This is a genomic window from Paenibacillus apis, assembly GCF_018333295.1.
Lineage (GTDB): Bacteria > Bacillota > Bacilli > Paenibacillales > Paenibacillaceae > Fontibacillus > Fontibacillus antibioticophila.
In genome coordinates, this window is sequence record NZ_BORS01000001.1 from 288322 (window position 1) to 314781 (window position 26460).

Sequence of the window (26460 nt, forward strand, 5' to 3'; positions counted from 1 at the left end):
AACCATATGGGAAAGTTAATAAAGAGCTTATAAAAAAACTCCCAAACGAAGAATTTCTGCGTTTGGAAGTCTTTATTACATCAGCACACTCATATTCAGTTCTTAGGTTCTGTGATCGAAAAAGGCAGCTCCTCAGGCTTGTAGCTTCGGTAGCTTGGAGCAAGACCGAGCCGGAAATCCAGCGATTTCCCTGCCATGATGTCTTCATGGGTAATGAACAGCTTTTGATACGGTTCGTTATCCAGGTTGACATTAGCCACGAAATTGGACTGCGGATTATTGTTGGAGGTCTCAATTTTCATATGCTTGCCGTTAGGGAGCTCGATCTTGACACTATCGAACAAGGGAATTCCCAATACATATTCATTGCTGCCTGGACATACCGGATAGAAGCCCATGGAGCTGAATACGTACCAACCGGACATACTGCCGTTGTCCTCGTCCCCAGGATACCCGTCAAAGCCGCTGTTGAACAGATTGGCTAGCAGCTGTTTGATGACGACCTGCGAGGAGGCCGGCTGACCCACGTAATTGAACAGATACGGGATATGGAAGCTCGGCTGATTGGAAATGGCTAACTGCCCATAATCGATGGCAGCCATTTCACTCATCTCATGAATTTCAAAGCCGTAACCCAGTACATCAAATTCAGGTTCTTTATTGCACAGCTCGGTGATTTTTTCAAAGAAGCGCTCCTTAGAGCCGTAGGCCTCAATCAGACCCTGGATATCATGGAACACCGCGAAGCTGTTCTGCCAAGCGCTGCCTTCCGCATAATCCAGACCCCAGCTTGTGCTGTTAAAGTCAGGACGAAATTGTCCGTTTGCATCCTTGGCACGCATGAAGCCGGTCTCCGGATCAAAGATATTCCGGTAATTCAGCGCGCTGTGCCGGTAATGCTCAGCGACTTCCTCGTTGCCAAGCATTTCAGCGACACGGCTGATACAGTAGTCACTATAAGCGTAATCCAACGTATGGTTAACACTTTCGTGATAATGGCTTGGCACATAGCCGTACTTGATATAGTCAAGCGTACCTTGACGCCCATAGCAGTCTTTTTCGCTTTGTGTTTTTGCGGCGGTAAGCATGGCCTCTAGTAATTCAGGCATCAGCTGCTGGCCGATCCCCTTGGCTGCCGCATCGGCGATTACTGCGTCGATAAGCGTTCCAGGCATGAGTCCCCGTTCATCCGGAGACAGCCATTTTGGCAGGAAGCCGGTCTCACGATAACTGTTCAGGAAGCCCTCCAGCATCTCTTCATATTCCTTAGGAGCAATGATGGAATAGAGTGGGTACACCGTTTTATAAGTATCCCAGAAGCCGTTGTTGGTATACAAGACCCCTTTTTTAACAGCTTTGGCGGTAGTATCGTAATGAATCGGCTCCATATTCTCATCGAGCTCATAGAACTTCTGCGGGAACAGGAACATGCGGTACAGGCAGCCATAAAAGGTTCGCAGATACTCTTCGTTTGAATGGGAGACTTGGATTTTGTTCAAGTAATGATTCCAGGCCTGTGCGGCTTGATCCTTCAGCTCATGGAGCGACTGACCTGAATCGCGCTGTAAGTTAAGCTCGGCCTGCCCCAGGCTAATAAATGAAGTGGCCAGCTTGGCCTCCAGAACATCGGTTTCACAGTCATGGAAACGAATAACAACATGCTGATCCACACCGTTCAGGCGGGTTTCATTACAGAGAACGCCTTCAGCATCGTAATACCCGGAAGTGCTTAGATCAATTTCTTTATTAAAGCTCATGGATACATACATGCGGAACCCGTCGTCATGACAGCCTGCGAAATTACTGATATAGCCGCTAATTTTACGATTCGGAACATCGATATGAAATTCGCTGATGTTCTTCACGTTCAGCACGATCCCGGCTTGCTTGCTGGAATTATACTTGATGTTCATCGTGGCGCCATAGCAGGTCGGAACAAGCTCGGTAATGATATTGTAGCGCTGCTGCTTCACCTTGACATAATGCGGCTTGAAGACCGCTTCTTCAGGCCGGTAAGAGCTTTGACAGGAGAAGAGAGAGCCTTTTATTTTCTCGTCAGCAATCGGTGTCATTAAGAAATAGGAGAAGTCTCCCATCCATGGACTTGGCTGGTGAGTTAGACGCAAGCCCAAAAAGACGCGGTCATGGGGATTAAAGAACCAGCTTCCTTCCTGGTTGGTCTGAACCACAAAATGATTCATGCCAAAGGGAACCGATGTATAGGGCAATGTGTTTCCGTGTGAAAAAGCATGCTTATTGTGGGAGCCTTGTCGTGTATCAATGTAATGCAGCATGCAGAACCTCCTAACTTGATATAAAAAGTAGTATTACAATTTTCTAACGGTTTGCCGTTCGATGAGCTGTACGGGAACTATGACGTTTTCCCGCGGCGGCTGGTGCGGATTCTCAATCGTTGCAATCAGATGTTTTGCAGCGAGATAGCCCATTCGGCCAAAATCCTGCGAGATCGTGGTCAGCTTAGGCTCAACAAAGCTGGACAGATGAATGTTGTCAAAGCCGACAATCGAGAAGTCCTCTGGAATGGATAATCCGATTTCCTTGGCAATCTGTATGATCTCGATCGCAATCAGATCGTTCTCCGCCACAATCCCGGTAATGCCTTGCTCCTTAACAGCCTGAATGAACTGCAGATAATACGCTCTGCCTTGTCCGTCTTCATGGGTCAGATAGCGCTCAGTTAAGTCATTGACGCTGTAATCATTCAGGTTGTAATCATGAAGAGCCTTCAAATAGCCGAAATAGCGCTCACGGATCGACGAGAAATTCTCAACATTCAAAGAAGAGACATAGGCGATTTTCTTATGGTTATTATCGATCAGATGCTTGCAGGCCATATAAGCTCCATTGGAATTATCGGAGACGACGGATAAGAAGGGAATGCCGTCAATGGTCTTGTCCATCGTAACTAGCGGATATTTCTGCAAATGATATTGATATAGAATTCCGAGATCCGAATTGCTGCTAACCGGATAGAAAATCAACCCGGCATTGGAGCTGCGCAGTGCCGCCTCCAGCAACTTGCGTTGACCGACAAGCGTATTGGACTGAATGTTCAAGGTATAGTCCGTTGCTGCCAGAAATTCATTGATCCCCTTTTCATAATCACCAAGCCCCGGGTTATGGGAAAACGGAAGAATGAGCAAAATCTCTTTGCTGCCCTTGGCCAAGGCATGAGCGGGAGTGAGCTTAGTATTTACAAAGCTGCCTTTTCCTTGGACACGAAAGATTAAATTGGCATTTTCCAGTTCGGTCAAAGCTCGTTTGGAAGTGATCCGGCTTACACTAAATTGCTTGGAAATCTCAGCTTCGGTAGGAAGCTGATCTCCGGCCTTCAGCTCTCCGGAATCAATTTTTGCTTTGAGGTTGTTTACTATGTGTTGATATAGCGGGATTTGCTCCATAAGACATTTCACCTCGTCAAAATTGGTATACCATTTTACTTATGTACATGTCAAATTATCTTAGGCAAATAACAGGCGATATAAGTTGAACTATGAAAGCTACGTAGAAAGGGCATAAGTGTGAAGTGTTAAAAGCTTTCTGTAAGAAAGCTACTTCGAAAGCATACAGCGTAAGCGTTCGCCTTTGTGAGTGGATTTCTACCTTGCAATATCTTAGTTCAATTAAAGAAATTAAAGAAATCCGCGAACAACAGCGATCGTAAGCACACTTCACACGTTGCCCCCAGAACGTAAAATTTAGTAGTTCAACTTATAGAGCATTAATAACAATTACGTTGAATATACGATAGATCCCGTGTTTCGGCAATAGAAAAGAACATAGCGGATAAAGAGAAGTAGTCCTTTTTACTCAATATTATTGGATGACACGAAGTTTTTAATCAAGACTAGCATGACCGATTAATATGTTTCCGGAAACAAACGCTTACATGTTTTAAGATTTTAGAATGTAAACGCTTGACAAAATAATATGGTATGCCTCAAAATAGGCTTTGTTCAGTGATTTGATATATCAAATTATAAGGGGGCATCCAAATGTTTCGTTCAAGAAAAGGGAAGGTTGTATTACTTGGTACGTTAATGATGGCATTGCTTGTTACTGCCTGCGGCGGCAATTCAGGAGGTTCAACAGAGAATGATAAGTCATCGGAATCCGGAAATACCGCTTCATCCATTTCACTTCTGAGACCAAGCTGGAACAATTTGAGACCGGCATCTAAGGATCTATGGATGTGGCAGGAATACGAGAAAATGTCCGGCGTTCAGGTAGAGTGGGAAGAACTGAGTGATATCGGCGAAAAGAAAAATGTGATTTTGACGAGAAAACAGCTGCCGGACGCCTTCTACCAAGTGGACTGGAGCAACGGCGAGCTGTTGAAATACGGCCAGCAAGGCCTCTTTATCCCGCTGGAGGACTTGATCAAGGAGCATGCGCCCAATCTGCAGAAGCTTCTGGATGAGAACGAGGATATCCGTAAAGGATTGACCAGCGCCGATGGACACATTTATGCCACCCCTTACCTTGATCCCTATCCGGAGGGCAACCGGACGATCCGCTTGTATATTAACAAGAAGTGGCTCGACAACCTGGGTATGGAGGTTCCAAAGACAACGGCCGAGCTTGAAGAAGCATTGAACGCGTTCGTAACTCAAGATCCTAACGGCAACGGCGTTAACGACGAACAGGGCTGGTATATGCCTAGCGGCTCGCTTGGCTGGACCTTTGAGCAGATGATGATGGGCTCCTTCGGCATCGGGAATGGCGGACGGAAAGCTCTGGGGAACTTTATCTATGTCGATGACAAGGATGAGATTCAGCTTACGATTACCTCTGATGGATATAAAGAAGTTCTGAAATATGAAAACCGGATGTATGAGAGCGGGGCGATCAACAAGCAGGCCTTCAGCGGTGTGGATTATGACAAATGGACGGCGGATGCCGCCAAGGATACAGTGGGTGCCTGGAACTGGGCAGCCCCGGATTACATTGGCGAGAGCGTGAAGAATGATTTTGTTCCGATTAACGTCCTTGCAGGACCGAACGGAGCTACTGCTTCACTGACGGATTCCCAGGTTGCAGGAGCATCCAGTCTTGTTATCACGAAGGACGCGAAAGACCCGGGAGCGATCCTGAAATGGGTGGACTATTTCTACAGTGAAGAGGGCAGTGTATTCGGCTACCTGGGCAAAGAAGGCGTTACCTATAATATGGAAGACGGCAACATGGTCTATATCGATGAAATCTTGAACTACAAGGACGGCATCGGGCTTGGCGCGTTCCAATATGTTGACAATGTATATGGCGGGTACTTCCCGTACATTGAATTATCACCGGAAATCAGAGCGGCTGCCGGCCGGCAGGAAGCGCCGGTATACACCGATCTGACGGAAGAAACCTTGCCAGGCGTAACTCTGCCGGATTTGCCGGCAACGCAGGAGGAAGCTAATGAATCCTCCTCGATTATGGCCGATCTTGGCAACTATGTGGGTCAAATGCGGGTGGAGTTCGTAACGGGCACAAAGGATATTGATCAAGAGTGGGACAACTATATCGCCCAATTGAAGAAGATGGGTTCGGATAAATATTTGCAAATCAAGCAAGAGCAATACAAGCGCTATAAAGAAAGCTAAGAACACATCAAGAAGCGATGGGGAGATTCTCGGGAATCTCCCCCAAGTTTTAAAGAAAGGGGTAAACTATGGAATCTTCAGTGCGAAAGAAACTTCTTCCTGGCGCAAAAGGCAAATCGTTTCTGAAGCAAAAATGGCTGTACATCATGATGCTGCTGCCTTTGACCTCGTTAATCATATGGAATTACATCCCTATGTACGGAATTATTATTTCCTTCAAGGATTATTCCCCGGCATTTGGTATCCTGCACAGCCCCTGGGTGGGGTTTGATCATTTTGAGCGGTTTTTTAATGCCTTCTATTTTAAGGATGTCATCATCAACACGTTGAGAATCAGCCTGTACAGTCTGGCGGTTGGCGTTCCCCTTCCTATTATTCTGGCGCTTATGTTTAACGAGATCCGCAATAAAAAGTACAAATCGATCGTCCAGACGATTTCCTATATCCCTAACTTTATTTCCGTAATCATCATCGTCGGCATGGTGATGTTTTTTACCTCCCCGGTAGACGGGGTCATTAATGCCGTGATCCAGTATTTTGGCGGCGAGCCCATTGATTTTATCGGAAATCCGAAGCTGTTCCCTCATGTATTTGTCTGGTCGGGCATCTGGCAATCGGTTGGCTGGGGGACGTTGATATACACCGCAGCGATGTCGGGTATTCCGCAGGATCAGTATGAGGCGGCTTATATAGAAGGTGCCTCCCGCTTGAAATGCATCTGGTACATTACCATCCCGGCGATTATGCCGACGATTGTCATCTGTACGATTCTTGCTACGGGTTCTGTCATGTCTGTAGGCTTTGAAAAGGTGCTGTTGATGCAAAATGATGCCAACCTGGCAACTTCCGAGGTATTGTCTACCTACATGTACAAGGCCGGTATTTTGAATGCGGAATATAGCTTCTCGGCCGCCGTGGGATTTTTTAACAACCTGATCAATTTCATCGTGCTGTACCTGGTCAATAAATTTGCCCAGAAATTCAGTGAGACCAGTCTGTGGTAAGGAGGGGCAACCGTGGATTATCAGTTATCAAGAGGAGATAAGGTTTTTAATTGGTTCAACCTGGTCCTTGTCGGCATTTTAACGTTGATTATTCTTTATCCATTGCTATTCGTTGTATTTGCGTCACTAAGCGATCCCAGACAAATTTTCGATCATGTACTGCTGCTCTGGCCAAGAGGCTTTACGCTGGATGGGTACAAGCGGGTATTCGGAAACAGCGATATCTGGATGGGATTTAAAAATGCAATCATCTATACCGGGCTGGGGACGGCCGTTAACGTGGTCATGACTACCCTTGCCGCCTACCCGTTGTCGCGGAGGGATTTCAGAGGACGGAACATCATTACGATGCTGTTCACCTTCACGATGTTCTTCTCCGGCGGTCTGATTCCGACATACCTCGTCAACCAAGCGCTTGGTATTGTCAATACGATGTGGGTCATGATTATTCCCGGAGCAATCAGCGTATACAATATGATTATTATGCGTACTTATTTCCAGCAAAATATTCCGCTTGAGCTGGAGGAGAGCGCCTTTATTGACGGAGCGACTGATATGCAGCTGCTTCTTAAAATCGTTCTCCCGCTGTCCACGCCTATTATCGCAGTGATGATGATGTTCTATGGCGTAGGCAGATGGAATGGATATTTTGATGCGATGATCTACCTTTCCGATCGGAACCTGTTCCCTTTGCAGTTGATTTTGCGGGAAATTCTCGTGCAGAACCAAATGGGAGATTCGGTGAATCAGGCGATCATGACCGCCAACCAAAGCGAGGTCAACTCGCTGAAGCAGTCGATTAAATATGCGGTTGTCGTCGTGTCCAGTGTTCCGGTGCTGATCTTCTATCCGGTGGTGTCCAAGTATTTTGAGAAGGGCATTATGGTTGGGGCGATTAAAGGATAGTCTGTGCTTGAATTGAAAATCATTTTTCCAAAAAGGAAATTTGAATATAGGCAGGAACCCCGGAGGAGGTGTAAAACAGGAAATTATGTTTGCGCCTCCTTTTAGTCCAGCAAAGATGGCGCGATATTTGAGAGAAAGTTGCCCGGGTTTTAGCTATAATGAATTTAACAAATAGAGTAGCATTCAGGAGGAGAAAATATGAAGCCCCAAATCGCCCTGCAGTTATGGAGTATTAAGGATGCATGTAAAGAGAACTTTTATGCAGCGCTCAAACAGGTGAAGGAAAGCGGGTATGATGGTGTGGAATTTGCCGGCTATTATGGCAAAAGCGCAGCTGAAGTGAAAAGCTATCTGGACGAATTGAATTTGAAGGTTGCCGCTTCCCATCTTCCCTATGAAGCACTGCAAAAAGATCTTGAGGGAACGATAGTCTTTGAAAAGGGCATCGGGAATAAGTGCCTGGTGGTTCCGGGCGTATCCTTCCGGACCCTGGAAGAGTGGAGAAGCTTTATTGATGACATGGAGAGAATCGCGAAGAGATTGGCTCAGGAAGGCATGGAACTGTATTACCACAATCATGCCCATGAATTCACGGAAATCCCGGGTCAAGACATTCTCGATTACATGGTAAATAACTCCAAGCATATCAATCTGGAAGTAGACTTGTATTGGCTGGCCTGCTCAGAACATGACGTATTGCCTTGGCTGGAAGCCCACAAAGACCGCGTTGGACTTTTTCATATGAAGGATATGCATGGTTCTTCCCGGAAGAGCACGGAGGTTGGATCCGGCATTCTGCCGATAAAGGAATATGTTCAAGTCGCGAAACAACTCGCTTTGCCTTGGCTCATTGTGGAGCAGGAAGAGTTTCAGCTTTATCAACCTTTAGAGGCGACCGCGATCTGTTATCGGCAGCTTGAGGCGATTGTTGAGGAGGTCTATTCTTGATAAAAGTCACCGTATGGAATGAATTCCGTCACGAGAAGCACAATCAAGCTGTTCAGGAGATGTACCCGGAAGGCATTCACGGGCAGTTGGCGAAGTTCTTATCCGAAGACGAGGTTATAGTGAGAACGGCAACTCTGGATGAGCCCGAGCACGGGTTAACGGAGGAAGTATTGAAGGCGACCGATGTCCTTGTCTGGTGGGGACATATGGCTCATGGCGAGGTTCAGGATGAAATTGTTGACCGCGTGCACAAGCGTATTCTTGAAGGGATGGGCCTCGTGGTCCTGCATTCGGCACACTTCTCGAAAATATTCAAGAGATTAATGGGAACGTCTTGTGACTTGAAATGGCGGGAGGATGGAGGCAATTGCCGGATATGGAATGTCAATCCGAGTCATCCTATCGTGGAAGGGATCGGCGAATTTATCGATTTGGACGTTGAAGAGATGTATGGGGAGCACTTTGACATTCCGGAGCCGGACGAGCTGATCTTTGTGAGCTGGTTCCCGGGAGGCGAAGTCTTCCGGAGCGGCTGCACGTACCGAAGAGGGAACGGGAAAGTTTTCTATTTCCAGCCGGGCCATGAAACTTATCCTAGCTATTACAATGAAAAGGTGCAGCAGGTGATTAGAAATGGCGTTCGCTGGTGCGCGCCGACTCAAAATGCTTATCCAACCTATGGACACTATGAAGCACGTCAAAAGTTAAAAGTTTAAGGAGGAAAATTCAATGAAGCTGGGTGTATTTACTCCCTTATTTAACAATTTAAGCTTTGAAGAGATGATTGACGAGGTTGCGAAAAAAGGACTGCAAACGGTAGAAATCGGAACCGGCGGATATCCGGGCAACGCGCATCTGGATATTGATAAGCTGTTAGCGAGCAGCGAGGCGCGGGCAGAATACTTGGCAAAGCTGGCTGATAAAGGACTGGAAATCTCGGCGCTAAGCTGCCACAATAACCCGATCTCGCCAGTGAAGGAAGTGGCTGCCGAGGCAGATGAGTTGCTCCGCAAGACCATCAAGTTAGCCGGCTTATTGCATGTTCCGGTCGTTAACGGATTCTCCGGCATCGCCGGCGGGAATGCATCCGATACAACGGTGAACTGGCCTGTCATGCCTTGGCCGACCGAATACGATGACAGCTATACTTATCAGTGGGAGCAGAAGCTGATTCCTTATTGGAAAGGAATTAATACGGAAGCGGAAGCGGCCGGTGTAAAGATCGGTATTGAACTTCATGGCGGCTTCCTTGCCCATACGCCATATACCATGCTGAAATTGCGGGAAGCGACCGGGAAAGCGATTGGCTGTAATTTGGATCCTAGCCATTTGTGGTGGCAAGGCATTGACCCCGTTGCTGCTGTAAAAATTCTGGGCGAAGCAGGCGCTATTCACCATTTTCATGCCAAGGATACGTATCTGGATCAGGACAATATCAATATGTACGGATTAATGGATATGCAGCCTTATGGAGATGTAAAGACTCGTGCATGGACCTTCCGCTCTGTCGGCTGCGGCCATGACTTGAAGGTATGGTCTGATATCATTTCCGCGCTGCGCGTATATGGATATGACTATGTCATCAGCATTGAGCATGAGGATCCAATTATGTCCATCGACGAAGGCTTAACTCGTGCCGTTACTAACCTGAAATCGATCATGATCCACGAACAGCCCTCCGCCATGTGGTGGGCATAAAAGGAACGTCAAACAAAACATGACCCAGCCTAAGATAGGAGCTATCTTGGGCTGGGGATTTTTTTATATAATAGATACAACCCAATATAGGTACAATTTGGAGAACTAAAGTTCCCGGGAGGAAGAGGATGAACATAAATTTAATTAGCAAGAATGGAATTGAGATCGCATTAGTACGAAGTGATGAAGTGTTAATCACGGATGTCCAGTCAGCATTGGATTTTATTGCAACGATTAATTATCAGACAGGGACCCATCGAATCATTTTGAATAAATCCGCGATCTGTGAAGAGTTTTTTGACTTGAAGACGCGATTGGCGGGTGAGATCCTTCAGAAATTTATAAATTATCAGACGAAAATTGCAATTGTGGGCAGCTTCGCCAATTATCAAAGCGAAAGTTTGAAGGATTTTATATATGAGAGTAATAAGGGGAAGGATTTATTTTTCCTATCGGATGAAGAACAGGCGATTGATAAATTGAGTAACGTATAGTGACGCTTATTCTACATGATGGAAGTGCTCATAAGTAGCTTCTAAATTGGGATAGATCTCCTCATCAAAACGTGAGGCTTGCTCGTAGCTTAGCTCATACCATTCATCATTGGCTCTGAGAAATTTATTGCCAAAATGTACTATGGTACGCTCAGTACCGTCTTTGTTTACAATTGTAAAAATAAATGCACTTCCAACGTATTCGTCCGGGTTATGGTTAGGACTCTTTAATTCCAAACCGTTCAAATAATCCGTAATAAGCTTTATCTCTGCTTCGTTCGTAACAGAAATTGGACCGATATTATAGAACTCTGGTTGCTGTTCAATTCGAATTCCCCTTATGTTGTTGTCGTCCATGTCCAACCGTGTTCCAGATAACGAAACCAGGTAAACGACAGCAACTGCAATGATTAAAGCTATCGGTATCATTAGAACAGCAGCTTTTTTCATAAACCTCACCTTCTTTCTCCTTTTATTTATAACGGATAACTGATTAGAATTGTTGCTGGACATGGCCCGGCCAAGATAGGAGCTATCTCAGAATAGGTCTTTTCATAAAGTTTTGAACACCTACATAGGCGTATTAAGGAGCTGAGAAGATGTACCTTCATAGAAAGCTTGAGACCAGAGATCTTGAAGCCATTTGCACGTTCCCTCAATCTGAAGAGGAGTTGCTTTTCATGAGTCCCAGGTTCGTATATCCTCTTACGTCTGACCAAATCATTGGTTTAGCAAAAGATAGATTTGAACCGACAGTGATAATAGACAAACAAACGGAAAAAGTGGTAGCATATGCAAATATTTATAAGGATGAAGATGGTTTCTGGCTAGGGAATGTCGTTGTGTCTCCTGAATATCGGGGGCAAGGGGCGTCACAGTATTTAATCCAAGTCATGATGGATAAAGCTAAAAATCTTCTGAAGCTTGAGCAGTTGAAATTGGTCTGTCACAATACGAACTCCAGAGGATTAGCCTTTTATTCAAAACTCGGTTTTAAGCCTTACGATTTAAAGAGTGTATTTATTGGACAGACAAAATTAATATCCATACTTATGAGTAAAGAACTTCATTAATCAGGAGATGATGATTTATGAGAAAGAGCCTAAAGTACCTCATAATTTTCTTTGTTTTCATGTTTTGTTTGGCACTATTATCAGGTTGCGTACCTGGTGATGGAAGGAACAGCACTGAAGATCCAGCAGGTTTTTTCTGGGGCATATGGCATGGATGGGTGGCCCCTATTTCATTGATCATAGGATTTTTCAATCGCGAAATAAGAGTATATGAAATAAATAACTCGGGTTGGTGGTACGATCTAGGTTTCTATATTGCAGTGATCAGCGGGTTTGGCGGGATATCGTTCTTCCGGAGAAAAAAAGCAAAAAGGGATTGATTCAAGAAGGAGCATCGTATGAAAAAACCTACGATTACCAGGACTTGAATTCTATTAATCAAATCTTAGACGAAAGTTTGACTGTGTTGTTATTGAAAATCAAGGTTGATGAAAAATATGAATAAGCAAGTAGCGATTACGATGTTTATTCGTCAACGGAAGTGGATATAAACCTCTAATGACGATCAAAGAAACAGCAGAGTATTTGAACTTGACCGAAGCTGAGGTAAAAGCAATTATTATTAGTGAAGATACCATGTTAAGAACAACAGGCGTATACTCCGGTAAACTTTTCCCCGTAATTCGAATTGAATCCGAAAATTATGTAAGTACTGAGGGGTTGAAGGAATGGTTACTGGATTCAACGCTACAAAGAAAGGAGTATAGGTAAACATTTCAGAATAGAGCGGCCCCCCTTTCTATTTAAAATTGAAGAACAATAGGATCGTTTTTGTAAAAAGAGACTACTGCCCCTCAGCAGAAGTCTCTTTTTTCTGCTTTAACCAAGCAAAAAAATTAACAATGACTTTACCCCAAAATGGTTTTGGTTTAATACAAGCCCTTTATAGTACTAATTGTGAAGGAAATCAACCAATGTCTACATCAAATGAAGGAAAGTCTTCACTAGGAGGGGATCATTTGCAGAGAGTGATTTGGTTCGACTTAGGTTATACGCTGGTTTACTGGAATCGGGAAGAGCTGTATCGGGAGCATCTCCAACAGCTTGGTATTGAAAAATCTATCGATGAGCTGCTGTTGGCCTATCACCTTACGGACAAGCATTTTATGAAGCATTTTCCTGGATTGCTCGGAAAAGATCGAAGCCATTGGGAGGAGCCGTATTACAGAATGATCAACCGCTGCCTGCAAATTGATGAAAATACGGAATTGCTTACTTCCAAGCAGGAACGCAAGGGACGTCCCGAATGGAGGGCGTTTGAGGCAGCACATTCAACGCTCGCACAGTTGAAGAAGGAAGGCTGTCAGATCGGCCTCATTTCCAATTGGAATTTGACAGCAAGAGAGGTGTTGGAGAATACAGGAATTATGCCCTATCTGGATTATGTCGTTATTTCGTCCGAGGTTGATATCGAGAAGCCGGACGAACGAATTTTCCGTCATGCGCTTGAACTGGCAGGGGTTCAGGCAAGCCAGTGTCTCATGGTAGGCGATAATTATTACGATGATATCATCGGCTGCCGGCAAGTCGGCATGGAGGGCATTCTGATCAATCCGTACGCCAAGCAAGGAATTGAAGAAATTAATGATGTTGAAGTGATTTCCACAATTCATGATTTAACCGCCCTCGTTGTTGGAGGTAAAACTTGATAAAGGATCTATAGTTGAATGGAAAATATCAAAGAGCTAATTCAAACTAAATATGATCAATTGAGCAGTTCTCAAAAGAAAACGGCATATTACATTCTCGAAAATTTGCAGGATGCGGCCATCTCTTCTGCTCAAAAAATTGCGGCTGCCTCTGGCGTATCGGAAGCGACCGTACACAGGCTTGCGCAAAATCTTGGCTTCGATAGCTTCATGCTGCTGAAAAAAGAGCTGCGGAACGATCTGCGGAAAATGAACCGGGCGATCAACAATCTGGAATCCATCTCCACGGTGAAGGATGATTCCTGGTTAAACAGCCACTTTTATCTGGAAGCTGAGAACATTCTGGAAACCAGTAAAGAAATCTCTACTGAAGAGATTAAGAGTGCCGCAACACTCATTCTCGATGCGAAGGCCGTCTGGGTGGGGGGATGGCGGATGGGATTATCGGTTACGTCTTATATGTCCTTTATTTTGAACTACATGCTGGGAAACAGTTATTTGATCCCACAGGGTGAGGTTGCCGAATATTTGGCTCGATTCTCCGAAGGGGATGTCGTTTTTCTGTGCTCCTTCCCTCGCTATAACAAAGTAATTACAGAAGTCGCCGAGTTTGCTAAAGAAAGAAACCTGAAGGTCATTGCAATAACCGATTCACCGGTTTCACCCATCTGCAAATTTTCCGACGTTATCTTTATCGCCAAGTCCGCTTCCAAGAGCTTCGTCGATTCCTATACGGCCGCGGTGTCTGTGTGCAATGCAGTTGTTAATGAAGTCTCTTATCTTGGAAAAGTAAGAGTCCGAGAGCATATTGAAAAGGTTGAAGACCATTACCTCAATTTTAAAGAGCTGCAGAACAAATTTTAAAAATACGGCTATGGAGGTTACGATGAAAAAACTTTTAAATGCGTTATCGGTCCTAATGATGGTTGCTATTCTTGCAGCATGCGGAAGCAACAATGGCGCGGCTTCGGCACCGGCTCCAACCAACAACACAGCTGCCGGAGGCCCGGAAGCGGAGGTTAAAGCGCCGGTAAAAACGGAATTGAAAATGGCTCTGACCGTGGATCCGGATGGACTCGATCCGCATCGCACAACTGCAGCCTCCACCTTTCAAATCACAAATAACCTTTACGACACCTTGGTCAAAGTATCCTCGGACGGTGAATTTGTTCCAGGCTTGGCCGAGGAATGGAAAATATCCGAAGATGGATTAACGATTGCGTTCAAATTGCGGGAGGGCGTAAAATTTCATAATGGCCGTGAGATGACCGCAGAAGATGTGAAGTTCTCCTTCGAACGCTTAAAGGGCGAGGAAAGTCCGCGGGCAGGAGATTTTGCCAATATCATTAGTATTACGGCTGTAGACAATTACAATATTGAATTTGCAACAAAAGCGCTTGATGTTGCTCTGGTCTCCCAGTTCGCCTACCCATGGACAGCGATAGTTCCGGAAGAAGCAGTAGAACAGTTGAGAAACAATCCCGTCGGTACAGGTCCGTTCAAGCTGGAGCAATGGGTTCCGCAGCAACAAATTGTTCTCACAAGAAATAACGACTATTTTACACCGGCGAAATTGGAAAAGGTCAGCTTTATCATGATGCCGGATGCAACTTCGCAAATTACGGCTCTGCAAAGCGGTGAACTGGACATTATCAACGTTAGCGGCGACGCCGTTCCCCAGTTTGAAAACAATTCGGAGTATAGCATTATCGAGACTCAAGCCAATGCCGTGCAAGTGATGGCAATGAACCTGGACAATGAAGCTCTCTCGGATGCCCGCGTAAGACAAGCTATCAATTATGCGGTGGACAAACAAGCCCTGATCGATACCGTCTGGTGGGGCTATGGGCAGGAAATCGGATCCCATTATCCGCCCATGCTGAAAGAGTACCTGGATACAAATGAGGCTATCACTTACGATCCTGAAAAAGCAAAACAACTGCTTGAAGAGGCGGGCTACGTTCAAGGCTTAACTTTGGAAATGTACTTGCCGAGCTCTTATCCAAACTACGTTGCTGCAGGTCAGGTGATTGCCGACCAGTTGAAAAAGGTAGGGTTAACGATCAATATTCATACGGTAGAATGGGGCTTTTGGCTGAGCGATGTATATACAGGCCGAAAATATGATCTGACCGTTACCGGACATACCGGAAGACTGGATCCTTATGCATTGCTTGCGCGCTACCATTCCGAAAGCAAAGAAAACTATATGAACTATAAGAACGAACGGGTCGATGAAATCTTAACCCAGGTTCAGCAAGAGCGCGATGAACAACAGCGTCTGAAGCTCTATCAGGAATTGCAGCAAATTCTTGCTGAAGATGTTCCGGCGCTGTACATTCAATCCCCGATCGGCTTGACTGTAACGGCAGCTAATGTCGCGGGATATCAATCTTATCCGATTGATATTTATGAAATGAAGGATGTCTATTTCACGAATTAATCGAGCTTTGTTTGATAAGCTCCTCTGCCATAGAGGAGCTTTCATACTTCTATGAAAAAAGAGGTTTGAGATGGTTAAATACACAATCAATCGGTTGGTAAGCGGTGTTGTTGTGTTATTTGTAATTTCGTTGATCACTTTCTTTGTACTCACCATCATTCCGGGGGATGCGGCATTGTTATCGCTCGGAACGGATGCGACACCGGAACGGCTGGAGGCATTGCGGGAATCCATGGGCCTGAATCAGCCCTGGTATGAGCGATATTTCTCCTGGTTGACTCATTTCCTGGCCGGCGATTGGGGCAACTCTTTGTTCTTCGGTGAGGATGTTTTGACGCTGATCATGCAAAGGTTGATGATAACCGTTTCTTTGGCTGTTCTTTCCTTACTGCTAGCGATACCGGTTGCTGCCATCATAGGGATCTTCTCTGCTTTATATCAGGACAAGTGGATAGATCGATTAGCACGAACGGTTATGCAGCTGGGAGATGCCATTCCGCAATTTTGGCTTGCTCTAATTTTTCTTGTTTTCTTTTCCGGAAAGTTAGGTTGGTTCCCGGTCCCGGGATTCATACCTGTTGAAGAGGGCTGGTGGAGAAGTCTCCATTCCTTGCTGCTCCCCTCAATCGTGGTGGCGATCGGATTGATCGGCTATCTGATCCGAATCATCCGAAGCTCGATGCTTAGTGCTCTGGAGCAGGATTTTATGCTGATGACACGCGTTAACGGGTTATCGCCCGCACAAGCGGTCTTCAAGTACGCATTGCGAAGTGCGGTTATCGCTCCGGTTACCACGATTTTGATGCAGCTCGCGGGCTTGCTCGCCGGAACTGTTCTGGTAGAAAGTATATTCGCCCTTCCGGGAGTTGGCCGTCTATTATTGGTAGCCGTCGAGCAGCGGGATATTATTCTTTTGCAAGGAACAGTTATGTTTATTACCGGCGTAGTAGTCTGTGTGAATTTTCTGGCGGATATTTTATATCGAGTGATCAATCCAATGATCAAATTCGGCGGTGAAAGAAATGCGTAAAGGGAAAAACAATCGGCTCGTCCTGCTTGGGATTGCTTTGGTTAGCATGGTTGTGTTGCTTTGTCTGACTTCATTCATTTATCTTCCGCATGATCCTAATAATATGAATACGATAGATCGGCTGCATCGCCCCAGCGGGGAATATTTCCTGGGTACGGACCAGTTTGGCCGCGATATATTAAGCCGCATAATGATATCAACGAGGTATGCCTTACTCGTCGGCCTGGTATCTGTTGCCGTCGGCGCCAGTATCGGTGTCGTGATCGGTTCGATCGGCGGTATCGCCAAAGGCGTATTGCAAAGTGTAATTATGCGGGTTATTGATGGCTTTATGGCGTTTCCGGGGATGCTTCTAGCATTGATGCTGGTTGCTGTAACCGGGAAAGGGCTGTGGAATGCGGTGCTTGCGATTGCGATTTTTATGATACCTACCTATGCCAGGTTAGCCTATTCGCTTGTTATCGATCAGAAGAACGAATTGTATATTAAGGCAGCCAAGAGCTATGGAGCAACACCATGGCGGATTATAGTGAAGCATATCCTGCCTTCCATGCTGCCCAAATTAATCACGCAATTTTCATCGAGTATTGGCGGAGCGATCTTGCTCGAATCCTCACTGTCATTTTTGGGACTCGGGGTACAGCCGCCGAATGCGAGTCTGGGTCTGATGCTGAGTGAATCCCGTCAATTAACATTGAGCTACCCGTATTTGGCGATTCCTTCCGGCATCGTTTTAGTTATTGCGATTTTAGGATTCAACTTGATCGGGGATGCGCTTAATGACACGACGGTGGGGAGGAGAAAATCCGTATGACCTCCAAGTTAATGGAAATCAAAGGGTTAACCATTAAGGATCAATCAGGCACCGTCCTGGTGGACAACGTCTCCGTGGGATTGAATGACAAGGAGTTTGTCGGGATTGTCGGGGAATCAGGCTCCGGAAAGTCCTTGACCACGCAGGCCCTCCTAAATGTATTGCCGAAAAGCTTGCAGGCGGAGTACGAGCAACTGACCTTGATGGACCGGAGCGTGGAAGGGATGGATGCCGCACAGATTCGTGCCTTGGTCGGCCGCGAAATCGGATTTGTTCCACAAAACACCGTATCCTTCCTGCATCCTTTGATCAAAATCAAGCATCAAATCGGGGATGCTTATATGCATCACATGAAAAAAAGCAGGGAAGCTGCTTATGCCAAGGCTTGCCGTCTGCTATCGAAAGTCGGCATCAAGGACCCGGACCGGGTGATGAATTCTTATCCTTTCCAAATTTCCGGCGGCATGAAGCAACGTGTCAATATTGCATTGGCCTTGATGACCGACCCTAAAGTAATTATTGCCGATGAACCGACCACGGCCCTGGATACCGTCATTCAGAGACAAGTCATGGATCTGTTCGATACGATGAATAGACAAGAGGGTGTCCCGATTTTGTTTATATCGCATGATTTGAATATCATCCGAAGATACTGCAGCCGCGTTTACGTCATGTATAAAGGCAAGCTTGTTGAGTCCGGCAGCACCGAGCTAGTCTTTTCACGACCCGAGCATCCATACACAAGGCAATTGTTGGACTCTACCATGACCATCAAATAGGCTTATAGCCTCGATAGGGAAAAATGCTTCCGCAAGGAGGATTAGGATATGGACATGATTATTGAAGCGAAGGATATTGTGAAGACCTTCAAAGTAAAGAAGCAAAGCATCTTTGATAAACAAGCTTTCTTCACCGCGGTGGATCGCGTTTCGGTTCGGATTCCAAGAAAAAAAACAGTAGGGGTAGTCGGAGAATCGGGTTCAGGCAAATCGACGTTTGCCGAGATTGTCGGGAATTTGCAGCAGCCCACTTCCGGAGAGATTTTATATTACGGCAAGAACATTAAGGAACTGTCCAAGGCAGAATATAAGAAATATCGAAGCAATGTGCAGTTTATTTTCCAAAGCGCCAAGGAGTCTTTAAATCCGTTTTTTTCGGTTAAAGAAGTGCTAATGGAGCCTTTGAAAATTGCAAGCGATAGCTTCGATATGAACGCAGCTCTCCATCAAATCAAGGAAATGCTGCATAGAGTAAAGCTGGAGGACAGCATTCTCAGCAAGCATGCAACTGAAATTAGCGGAGGACAAGCACAGCGGGTAGCCATTGCCAGGTCTTTGCTGCTGAGGCCGCAGCTTATCGTCTGCGATGAGTCTGTCTCGGCCTTGGACGTGTCGGTTCAGAAGCAGATTCTCGATTTGCTGTTGGAATTGCAAAGAGAGCTTGAGATTTCTTATTTATTTATTACTCATGATATTGGTGTTGTTAATTATATGTCTGATTCTATAATGGTAATGAAGCACGGAAAAATGGTGGAGCAAGGGACAAAGGAGGAAGTGCTCTTTGCTCCGAAGGACGAGTATACCCAAACACTGGTTTCCAGTTCATTTTTGTTCGATAAGGAGAATCATTATGCAATGTAGAGTCATCGGCATGTGGGGCGGCTTTCCGAAGCAAAACGGCCCTACATCAGGTTATTTGATTGAGCACCAAGGCTTTACGGTTATGCTGGACTGCGGAAGCGGCGTCCTCGTTAAAGCACAGGATTATATTGATTTGAACAAGATTGATCATGTGGTGCTGTCTCACTATCATTATGATCATAATGCCGATATTGGGGCTTATTTGTATTCAAGGTTAGTGAACACTCAGATTGGGCGAGCGGATACGGTGTTAAATATTTATGGGCCGGAAAGCGAGAGCTTCCGCAAAGAGGTGGAGGGGATGTTGGGTTCCCGTTTTAATAGCTTCGACGACACTACCTCGCTGACCTTAGGGCCTTTCCTGTTTGAGTTCAAGAAAAATGCACATACCGTTGAGGCCTACGCTATGAAGATCACCTGTGAAGATAAAGTGATGGTCTATACCTCGGATACCCTATTTACGGAAGATTTAATTTCGTTTGCGCAAGGGGCGGATTTGTTGATCGCCGAATGCAGCTTGTATCATGGAACGGACGGATCGCGCATGGGTCATATGACATCCAGGGAAGCAGGAATACTGGCGCACCATTCCCAGGCCAAAAAGGTCCTGCTCACACACCTCCCGCATTACGGAAATTTGCAGGATTTATTGGAAGATGCCAAACAACAAGGAAACCGGAATGTTCATTTGGCGGAGCCGGGCATGTTGATTGAACTGTGAGGAAGCTCTCCCGGAAAGATAGGCACGATCACTGCCTGGATGTATAATCATAAGATAACAGCGATGACCCGGCCCTAAGATAAGATAATCTAAGGCCGGGTTATTTTGCAAAAAAAGGGGCGGGAGTAGCTTTGGAATCATGTAACCATTGGTTTACCGTTGAACAAATAGATTCTAAGACATATGCCATTAGTGAGTATGGGCATTGGGAGAAGGTCCATTCCTATCTTGTTATTGGAGACAGCCACGCTGCTCTAATTGACACGGGGATCGGAATTGGAAATATCAAAAAGATAGTAGATCAATTAACCTCACTTCCAATCAAGGTCATAACCACGCATGTCCACTGGGATCATATCGGGAACCACGGGCTTTTTGACGAAATCTATGTTCATGAATTGGAGAAAGAGTGGCTGAGGAATGGGATACCGGGATTGCCGATAGAAGTTATTCGTAGAGATGTAATCCGGGATATTACGCTACCGCTTCCTGAAGATTTTTGTATAGAGAACTACGAGCCGTTTAAAGGGGAGCCTGCGGGTGTGGTAAGAGATTATGACACCATCGACCTGGGAAAAAGAGTGCTAACGCTTATCCATACGCCGGGTCATTCCCCGGGACACCTTTGTATTTATGAAGCGGAACGGGGGTATTTATTTACCGGCGATTTGATTTATAAAGGCACCTTGTTTGCTTTTTATCCGACGACAGATCCGCTTCAATTCGTTAACTCGGTTGAGAAGATAAGCCGGTTAGATAATATCTCGAAGGTACTGCCAGGTCATCACGATTTAGATTTGAGCTCAGATTTTATTAAGGAAGTCCATGAAGCCTGTCAGGATCTGCTTCAGCGTGATCTAGCCAAGCATGGCTCTGGAATACACCGATATCAGCACTTCAATATTCACTTTTAATAAGGAGGCGAGAAAAAATCATGTCTAACTCAAGAAAAGAACAAGAAAGTCACAACTTCGATCAAATAGCATCGGAATGGAATCAGCTGGATGTGGCAGCTGGCACCGGAATTATATATTCTCGCCTCCTACATAACAAGGTAACCCCGCAAAGATATACCGCGGTTGATATTTCGCAAAGCATGGTGGACCTTTATTACGCAAAATTAAAAGAAGTGCTGGAGACCTTGCCTTCCGATTCGCTATGGACAGAGGCATACAAGGAGAGCAATACCATCGGAGGTATTGTTATGCACGTGTGCGAGCACGTAGCTAGAAATTGCTTGAGATTAACAGAGCGTGAGGATGAACTCGGTACAGGCTTCGAGGAATTTTTTCCAAATAGCAATATGACCTCAGGGGAACTGTTGGCCGTATTTGAAAGCCAGTTAAGAGAGTGGAGCTTGATCATGAACAGGTATATACAGCATGAGCTATCGCTTGAGGAAGAACATCTGCACCAGCTTTATCACCTTGTAGAGCATACCGGATACCACTTGGGGCAGATAATTGATCGGGCGCAGGGAGTTCTCGGGACGAAGTTCGATTTCTACGGTAAAGGGCTGAACGAGTCCTATCTCAGAAGTAAAATCATAGGCGACATTGACGCCAAGCACTGATTTCTATATAATGGTTGTGATTAAATTGGATATTCACAAGCAATGATGAGGAGTAGTAATTCAAGTTCTGCCACCCAGAGAGCCGGCGGTCTGGTGCAAGCCGGTTGGGGAATGAGAATGAACTCGCCTTGGAGTGATGATGCAAACCATCATCGTTTTACCCGCGTTAAGGGTGTAAAGGGAGCGTTAGACAAAGGATGTCCGACGCTAACTAGGGTGGTACCACGGGAAACTTCCTCTCGTCCCTAGCGATGATACGCTAAGGATCGGGAGGTTTTTTTATTCCCTTCGATAGCTAGGTTGAATTATGTACTCTAGGGAGGACTAGAAATGACAGAGAAGCAAACATCGCATGATGTGTATCAGGCTCAGACGATCGAGCCGAAGTGGCAGGCATACTGGGATGAACACCAGACCTTTAAGACTCGTGAAGAAGCGGGAAAACCGAAATTTTATGCGCTTGATATGTTCCCTTACCCATCCGGTGCGGGACTTCATGTGGGTCACCCGGAAGGCTATACGGCTACCGATATCGTGTCCAGATTCAAGCGGATGCGCGGCTACAATGTGCTTCATCCAATGGGCTGGGATGCCTTCGGGCTGCCGGCGGAGCAGCATGCTCTTGATACCGGAGAGCATCCGCGCGATATTACGGTCAAGAATATCAACAACTTCCGGCGTCAGATCAAATCGCTGGGCTTCTCCTATGACTGGGATCGTGAGATCAGCACGACAGATCCTGAATATTACAAATGGACGCAATGGATTTTTATCCAACTCTATAAAAAGGGTCTTGCTTATGTAGCCGAAGTGCCAGTGAACTGGTGCCCTGCACTCGGGACCGTACTTGCAAACGAAGAAGTCATCGACGGCAAGAGCGAGCGGGGAGGCCATCCGGTTGTCCGCAAGCCGATGCGTCAGTGGGTGCTCAAAATTACCGAATATGCAGAGCGTTTGCTTGAGGATCTGGAAGAGCTGGATTGGTCGGAGAGCATTAAGGATATGCAGCGCAACTGGATTGGTAAATCCGAAGGAGCTGAAGTGGTCTTTGCCATTGATGGGCACGAAGAGACGCTGACGGTATTTACGACTCGTCCGGACACCTTGTTTGGCGCCAGCTATGCGGTGCTGGCTCCTGAGCATGAGCTCGTGGCTCATATTACTACAGAGGCGCAGGCAGCTGCAGTACAGGCGTACCAGGATCAAGCCGCCCGCAAGAGCGATCTGGAACGGACGGATTTGGCCAAGGAAAAAACCGGCGTATTCACGGGGGCTTATGCGGTCAATCCGGCCAACGGCGCTAAGCTGCCAATCTGGATTGCCGACTATGTGCTTGCGGGCTATGGAACGGGGGCCATTATGGCTGTTCCGGGTCATGATGAGCGGGACTACGAATTCGCCAAGCAGTTCGAGCTGCCAATTATTGAAGTAGTGTCCGGAGGCAATCTGGACGAAGAAGCCTACAGCGGGGACGGAGCGCATGTCAATTCCGACTTCCTGAACGGTCTTCGGAATGAAGAGGCCATCAAGAAGATGATCGCCTGGCTTGAGGAGAAGGGGAAAGGAAAGGGGAAAGTAACCTATCGTCTGCGCGATTGGCTGTTCAGCCGTCAGCGGTATTGGGGAGAACCGATCCCGATTCTGCATCTGGAAGACGGAACGATGAAGCCGGTGCCTGAGGATCAGTTGCCGCTCGTTCTGCCTGATGTGGATGCAATCAAGCCATCCGGTACGGGAGAATCTCCGCTTGCCAATGTGACGGAATGGGTCAATACAACCGACCCTGAGACCGGCCTGCCGGCACGCCGCGAGACGAATACCATGCCGCAATGGGCGGGAAGCTGCTGGTACTACCTGCGCTATATTGATCCGCATAATCATGAAGAGCTTTGCTCGAAGGAAAAGCAGCAGGAATGGCTGCCGGTCGATCTGTATATCGGCGGTGCGGAGCATGCGGTGCTCCATCTGCTGTACGCCCGATTCTGGCACAAGGTGCTGTATGACCTTGGCGTGGTCTCGACGAAGGAACCGTTCCATAAGCTGGTTAACCAAGGGATGATCCTTGGAACGAATAACGAGAAGATGAGTAAATCCCGCGGCAACGTAATTAATCCGGATGAGATTGTGAACGAATTTGGAGCCGATACCTTGCGGATGTATGAAATGTTTATGGGACCGCTGGAGGCAACCAAGCCTTGGAATGCTAACGGTGTGGAAGGCACGCATCGCTTCCTGGCCCGGATCTGGCGTCTGTTTGTTGCCGAGAACGGCAGTCTGAATGCCAAAATTGTGGACGGGGACGGCAGTGACGAGTTCAAACGGACCTGGCACAAGACGATTAAGAAGGTCACAGAGGATATGGAAGCACTTCGTTTCAATACAGCGATCAGCCAACTGATGATCTTCATTAATGAAGCCTACAAGACGGACACCATACCAAAAGCGGCTGCAGCAAACTTCGTGCAAATGCTGTCTCCGTTGGCTCCGCATCTGGCTGAAGAACTGTGGGAGCGTCTTGGACATCAAGAGAGCATTTCTTACGAGCCTTGGCCAGTCTATGATGAGGCATGGACTGTGGATGCCGAGGTTGAAATCGTAGTGCAGGTTAACGGAAAAATCGTGGAGCGCACGAAGATCTCCAAAGATATGGATCAAGCGGCCATGCAGGAGTACAGCCTTGGATTGCCGAATGTCAAACAGGCGACCGAAGGCAAGACGGTCCGCAAGATTATCGCTGTTCCAGGCAAACTGGTTAACATTGTAGTAGGTTAAGCACGGTCAGGCAGGCCAGGCGTACATCCTTCAACGGGATGAACTAGACCTGACCTGCCTGTTTTGTAAACGATTGATCCAGCTTGCTTAGATCCTCCTCAAATTTGCGGTGTGTCGTCTCGATCAATGCGCTGAATACATGCTGTAGACGGGCTCTTAGCACAGCGATTCCCTCGGCGGTCACTCCCCCGGGAACCGCTACCCGGCGTTGCAGCTCTTCCGGAGAGAAGCCGCCCCCGGTAAGCAGCTTGCCTGTGCCATGCAGCATTTCAGCTCCAAGCCTTATCGCGTGGTGATACTCAAGGCCGGTATGTCTTGCAGCGGCCTCGGCCCATTCCTGAAGGATGAAGGCAATGAAGGCAGGACCGCAGCTCGAGATATCTGATGCGATGCGCGTTTCGGACTCATCAATCACTACCGGCTCACTGATGGACGACATGAGCTGTTCGAGCAATAAGCGATCCTCGGGCAATATGCGCTGTCCATAAATACAAAGCGATGCCCCGGACAAGGCAGAGTGTGTAATGCTCGGAATAATCTTGGCAATTTTGCACGGAATTCTTCCTTCAAGCATTTCGATCTGGACAGGACTTGTTATTGACACGACGATCTGACTTTCATCCAGCACGTCAGCGATCTCTGCCAGAATAAGCGGATAATCCAGCGGCCTTACGCACAGGAAAATAATCTGGCTCCCTGCAGCGGCTTCCACATTGCTGCTCACGGCTCGCAGACCTGGATAACGCTTGGCCAGCCCATCTGCTTTTTCCCGGGAACGATTGCTGGCATAAATAAAATGCGGGTGCAACGCACCGGAACGCAGGAAAGCTTCAATCAGCAAGCTTCCCATCGATCCAGTTCCGATGAAGGCTACTTTCATCCTTGTTCCCCCTTCCGTATGCAACCTCATAATATATAACCTGATATAGTAGGTTTATGCGCACAGAATGCATATTCATGACTTATTTCATGGAAATTTTAAGGTCGGGGGATGCCAATGATTAGAAAAGGGTACGTCATCACATCACTGATCTCGGCGATGGCAGGAGCGGCACTGGTATGGTTTGCGGCTGGAGACCGCCAAGACCGGGTTATCGACGACTGGATTCCGCTGAATATGGAGATTGCCGCCGCTGTATCACTGCAAGAGACGGCTGCCGAGCCGAAAGTCGAGACAACGACTCCACCGGAGACGGGGCCGACTGCTACGGATACGCTCCAAGCACAAGCCGCTGCTGAGAAGTCTTCAGCCATGCCGTTGCTGCAGACTTCTCAATCAGAGACTCCGGCTGCAGCATCCAATGTAATTTCTATTAATACAGCTTCAATAACAGAGTTAATGGAAATTCCAGGCATCGGAGAGAAGAAAGCGCAGGCTATTATTGAATACAGAACATCTCATGGATTATTTAAAGCCGTTGAGGATCTAACGAAGGTCAAGGGAATTGGAGATAAAATGCTGGAAAAAATGAAGCCGCATATCGGGCTGTAGGAATGGAGGAGTTTGCTTATGATAAGTCCGGAGACACGTAAGGATTGGGATACCTACTTCATGGATATTGCTTATATGGTGTCTACCCGCTCACGCTGCAGCCGCAGACATGTGGGCGCTGTATTGGTGCAGGGCAAGAAGCTGCTGGGCACGGCATACAACGGTGCCCCTTCCGGCGTCCCTGATTGTCTGGAGGCCGGGTGCATGATCGCGGAGGATTACGAGGTTACCGTTGTAGAAGGCCAGGAGAAGGTGATCAAGAAGCAAAGATGCATCCGGACGATTCATGCGGAGCAAAACCTGCTTCTGTTCACGGATCGCGTAGATCGGGAGGGGTCCAGCGTTTATGTTACGGACGAGCCTTGCTGGACCTGTGCCAATATGCTGGCGAACAGCGGAATTACAGAAATCGTGTATCACCGTCCTTATCCGAAGGATACGGGCAAGGTAACCGCAATGATGCAACAAAAAGGCATCGTCTTCAGAAGGCTGGATACCTATTCACCTCCCCCGGAGACCGTAGTCATGATTCAGGATTAAGTTTTTGATTGAGATGCAGGAAGGACCTCATCTGTCTAAAGACAGGCGGGG

At 46.7% G+C, this 26460-nt stretch carries 27 protein-coding genes and 1 other annotated feature; of the genes, 23 read left to right on the forward strand and 4 right to left on the reverse strand.

Translation table 11 applies throughout. The annotated features are described in order from the left end of the window. Positions 1-95 precede the first annotated feature (95 nt). Positions 96-2294: a GH92 family glycosyl hydrolase gene (locus tag KI362_RS01200; RefSeq protein ID WP_301624271.1), complete on the reverse strand. Its 2199-nt coding sequence runs from the start codon at positions 2292-2294 to the stop codon at positions 96-98. Between the two features lie 33 nt (positions 2295-2327). Then, positions 2328-3422 carry a GntR family transcriptional regulator gene (locus tag KI362_RS01205; protein ID WP_301624273.1) on the reverse strand — a complete coding sequence of 365 codons (1095 nt, stop codon included), beginning with the start codon at positions 3420-3422 and terminating at the stop codon, positions 2328-2330. Between the two features lie 594 nt (positions 3423-4016). On the opposite strand from KI362_RS01205, the gene KI362_RS01210 reads away from it, so the two are divergent. The 7 genes from KI362_RS01210 (at position 4017) to KI362_RS01240 (ending at position 10662) form a co-directional block, all read left to right on the forward strand. Then, positions 4017-5612 (forward strand): extracellular solute-binding protein, encoded by a 1596-nt coding sequence (locus tag KI362_RS01210; RefSeq protein WP_301624275.1) that lies wholly within the window; start codon positions 4017-4019, stop codon positions 5610-5612. An 80-nt stretch (positions 5613-5692) separates the two neighbouring features. Further along, positions 5693-6616, forward strand: a complete 924-nt coding sequence (locus KI362_RS01215; protein ID WP_301624276.1) for an ABC transporter permease — start codon at positions 5693-5695, stop codon at positions 6614-6616. Positions 6617-6628: 12 nt separating this feature from the next. Continuing rightward, on the forward strand, positions 6629-7522 hold the full coding sequence (locus tag KI362_RS01220; RefSeq protein ID WP_301624278.1) for a carbohydrate ABC transporter permease: 894 nt from the start codon (positions 6629-6631) through the stop codon (positions 7520-7522). 198 nt (positions 7523-7720) lie between these two features. Then, positions 7721-8470: a sugar phosphate isomerase/epimerase family protein gene (locus KI362_RS01225; protein WP_301624279.1), complete on the forward strand. Its 750-nt coding sequence runs from the start codon at positions 7721-7723 to the stop codon at positions 8468-8470. Then, a complete protein-coding gene (locus KI362_RS01230) occupies positions 8467-9186 on the forward strand; it encodes a ThuA domain-containing protein (RefSeq protein WP_301624281.1) in 720 nt (239 codons plus the stop codon). The genes KI362_RS01225 and KI362_RS01230 overlap by 4 nt, the downstream gene beginning before the upstream one ends. A 13-nt stretch (positions 9187-9199) precedes the next feature. Then, on the forward strand, positions 9200-10168 hold the full coding sequence (locus KI362_RS01235; RefSeq protein ID WP_044479372.1) for a sugar phosphate isomerase/epimerase family protein: 969 nt from the start codon (positions 9200-9202) through the stop codon (positions 10166-10168). Positions 10169-10296: 128 nt separating this feature from the next. After that, entirely contained in the window at positions 10297-10662 is a 366-nt protein-coding gene (locus KI362_RS01240; protein ID WP_301624283.1) for a DUF4180 domain-containing protein, read from the forward strand. 6 nt (positions 10663-10668) lie between these two features. On the opposite strand, the gene KI362_RS01245 is transcribed toward KI362_RS01240, so the two are convergent. Further along, positions 10669-11112, reverse strand: a complete 444-nt coding sequence (locus tag KI362_RS01245; protein WP_301624285.1) for a hypothetical protein — start codon at positions 11110-11112, stop codon at positions 10669-10671. A gap of 149 nt (positions 11113-11261) precedes the next feature. Here KI362_RS01245 and KI362_RS01250 point away from each other — a divergent pair, with 149 nt between their 5' ends. The 14 genes from KI362_RS01250 (at position 11262) to leuS (ending at position 24377) form a co-directional block, all read left to right on the forward strand. Next, positions 11262-11735 (forward strand): GNAT family N-acetyltransferase, encoded by a 474-nt coding sequence (locus KI362_RS01250; protein ID WP_301624289.1) that lies wholly within the window; start codon positions 11262-11264, stop codon positions 11733-11735. A gap of 17 nt (positions 11736-11752) precedes the next feature. Then, positions 11753-12055 (forward strand): hypothetical protein, encoded by a 303-nt coding sequence (locus tag KI362_RS01255; RefSeq protein ID WP_301624291.1) that lies wholly within the window; start codon positions 11753-11755, stop codon positions 12053-12055. Positions 12056-12233: 178 nt separating this feature from the next. Beyond that, positions 12234-12446, forward strand: a complete 213-nt coding sequence (locus KI362_RS01260) for a hypothetical protein (RefSeq protein ID WP_301624293.1) — start codon at positions 12234-12236, stop codon at positions 12444-12446. 257 nt (positions 12447-12703) lie between these two features. Further along, entirely contained in the window at positions 12704-13384 is a 681-nt protein-coding gene (locus KI362_RS01265; RefSeq protein WP_301624640.1) for an HAD family hydrolase, read from the forward strand. Between the two features lie 18 nt (positions 13385-13402). Continuing rightward, positions 13403-14248, forward strand: coding sequence for a MurR/RpiR family transcriptional regulator (locus KI362_RS01270; protein WP_301624294.1), 846 nt, complete (start codon positions 13403-13405; stop codon positions 14246-14248). 22 nt (positions 14249-14270) lie between these two features. Beyond that, positions 14271-15827 (forward strand): ABC transporter substrate-binding protein, encoded by a 1557-nt coding sequence (locus tag KI362_RS01275; RefSeq protein WP_301624295.1) that lies wholly within the window; start codon positions 14271-14273, stop codon positions 15825-15827. A 70-nt stretch (positions 15828-15897) separates the two neighbouring features. Continuing rightward, a complete protein-coding gene (locus tag KI362_RS01280; protein ID WP_301624296.1) occupies positions 15898-16857 on the forward strand; it encodes an ABC transporter permease in 960 nt (319 codons plus the stop codon). Next, entirely contained in the window at positions 16850-17671 is an 822-nt protein-coding gene (locus KI362_RS01285; RefSeq protein ID WP_301624298.1) for an ABC transporter permease, read from the forward strand. The genes KI362_RS01280 and KI362_RS01285 overlap by 8 nt, the downstream gene beginning before the upstream one ends. After that, positions 17668-18450 (forward strand): ABC transporter ATP-binding protein, encoded by a 783-nt coding sequence (locus KI362_RS01290; RefSeq protein WP_301624299.1) that lies wholly within the window; start codon positions 17668-17670, stop codon positions 18448-18450. The genes KI362_RS01285 and KI362_RS01290 overlap by 4 nt, the downstream gene beginning before the upstream one ends. Before the next feature lie 48 nt (positions 18451-18498). Further along, a complete protein-coding gene (locus KI362_RS01295; RefSeq protein WP_301624300.1) occupies positions 18499-19311 on the forward strand; it encodes an ABC transporter ATP-binding protein in 813 nt (270 codons plus the stop codon). Next, complete coding sequence (locus tag KI362_RS01300) at positions 19301-20032, forward strand: MBL fold metallo-hydrolase (protein WP_301624301.1); 732 nt, start codon at positions 19301-19303, stop codon at positions 20030-20032. Before KI362_RS01295 ends, KI362_RS01300 begins: the two co-directional genes overlap by 11 nt. Positions 20033-20163: 131 nt before the next feature. Continuing rightward, positions 20164-20946 carry an MBL fold metallo-hydrolase gene (locus KI362_RS01305; RefSeq protein ID WP_301624303.1) on the forward strand — a complete coding sequence of 261 codons (783 nt, stop codon included), beginning with the start codon at positions 20164-20166 and terminating at the stop codon, positions 20944-20946. Positions 20947-20966: 20 nt separating this feature from the next. After that, entirely contained in the window at positions 20967-21605 is a 639-nt protein-coding gene (locus tag KI362_RS01310; RefSeq protein WP_301624305.1) for a class I SAM-dependent methyltransferase, read from the forward strand. A gap of 33 nt (positions 21606-21638) precedes the next feature. Next, positions 21639-21855, forward strand: a binding site (T-box leader). An 80-nt stretch (positions 21856-21935) separates the two neighbouring features. Beyond that, positions 21936-24377, forward strand: coding sequence for a leucine--tRNA ligase (gene leuS / locus KI362_RS01315; RefSeq protein WP_301624306.1), 2442 nt, complete (start codon positions 21936-21938; stop codon positions 24375-24377). A gap of 43 nt (positions 24378-24420) precedes the next feature. On the opposite strand, the gene comER is transcribed toward leuS, so the two are convergent. Continuing rightward, positions 24421-25257 (reverse strand): late competence protein ComER, encoded by an 837-nt coding sequence (gene comER, locus KI362_RS01320; RefSeq protein WP_301624307.1) that lies wholly within the window; start codon positions 25255-25257, stop codon positions 24421-24423. 117 nt (positions 25258-25374) lie between these two features. On the opposite strand from comER, the gene KI362_RS01325 reads away from it, so the two are divergent. Beyond that, entirely contained in the window at positions 25375-25869 is a 495-nt protein-coding gene (locus KI362_RS01325) for a ComEA family DNA-binding protein (RefSeq protein WP_301624309.1), read from the forward strand. A 21-nt stretch (positions 25870-25890) separates the two neighbouring features. Next, positions 25891-26409 (forward strand): deoxycytidylate deaminase, encoded by a 519-nt coding sequence (locus KI362_RS01330; RefSeq protein ID WP_044480028.1) that lies wholly within the window; start codon positions 25891-25893, stop codon positions 26407-26409. Positions 26410-26460 lie beyond the last annotated feature (51 nt).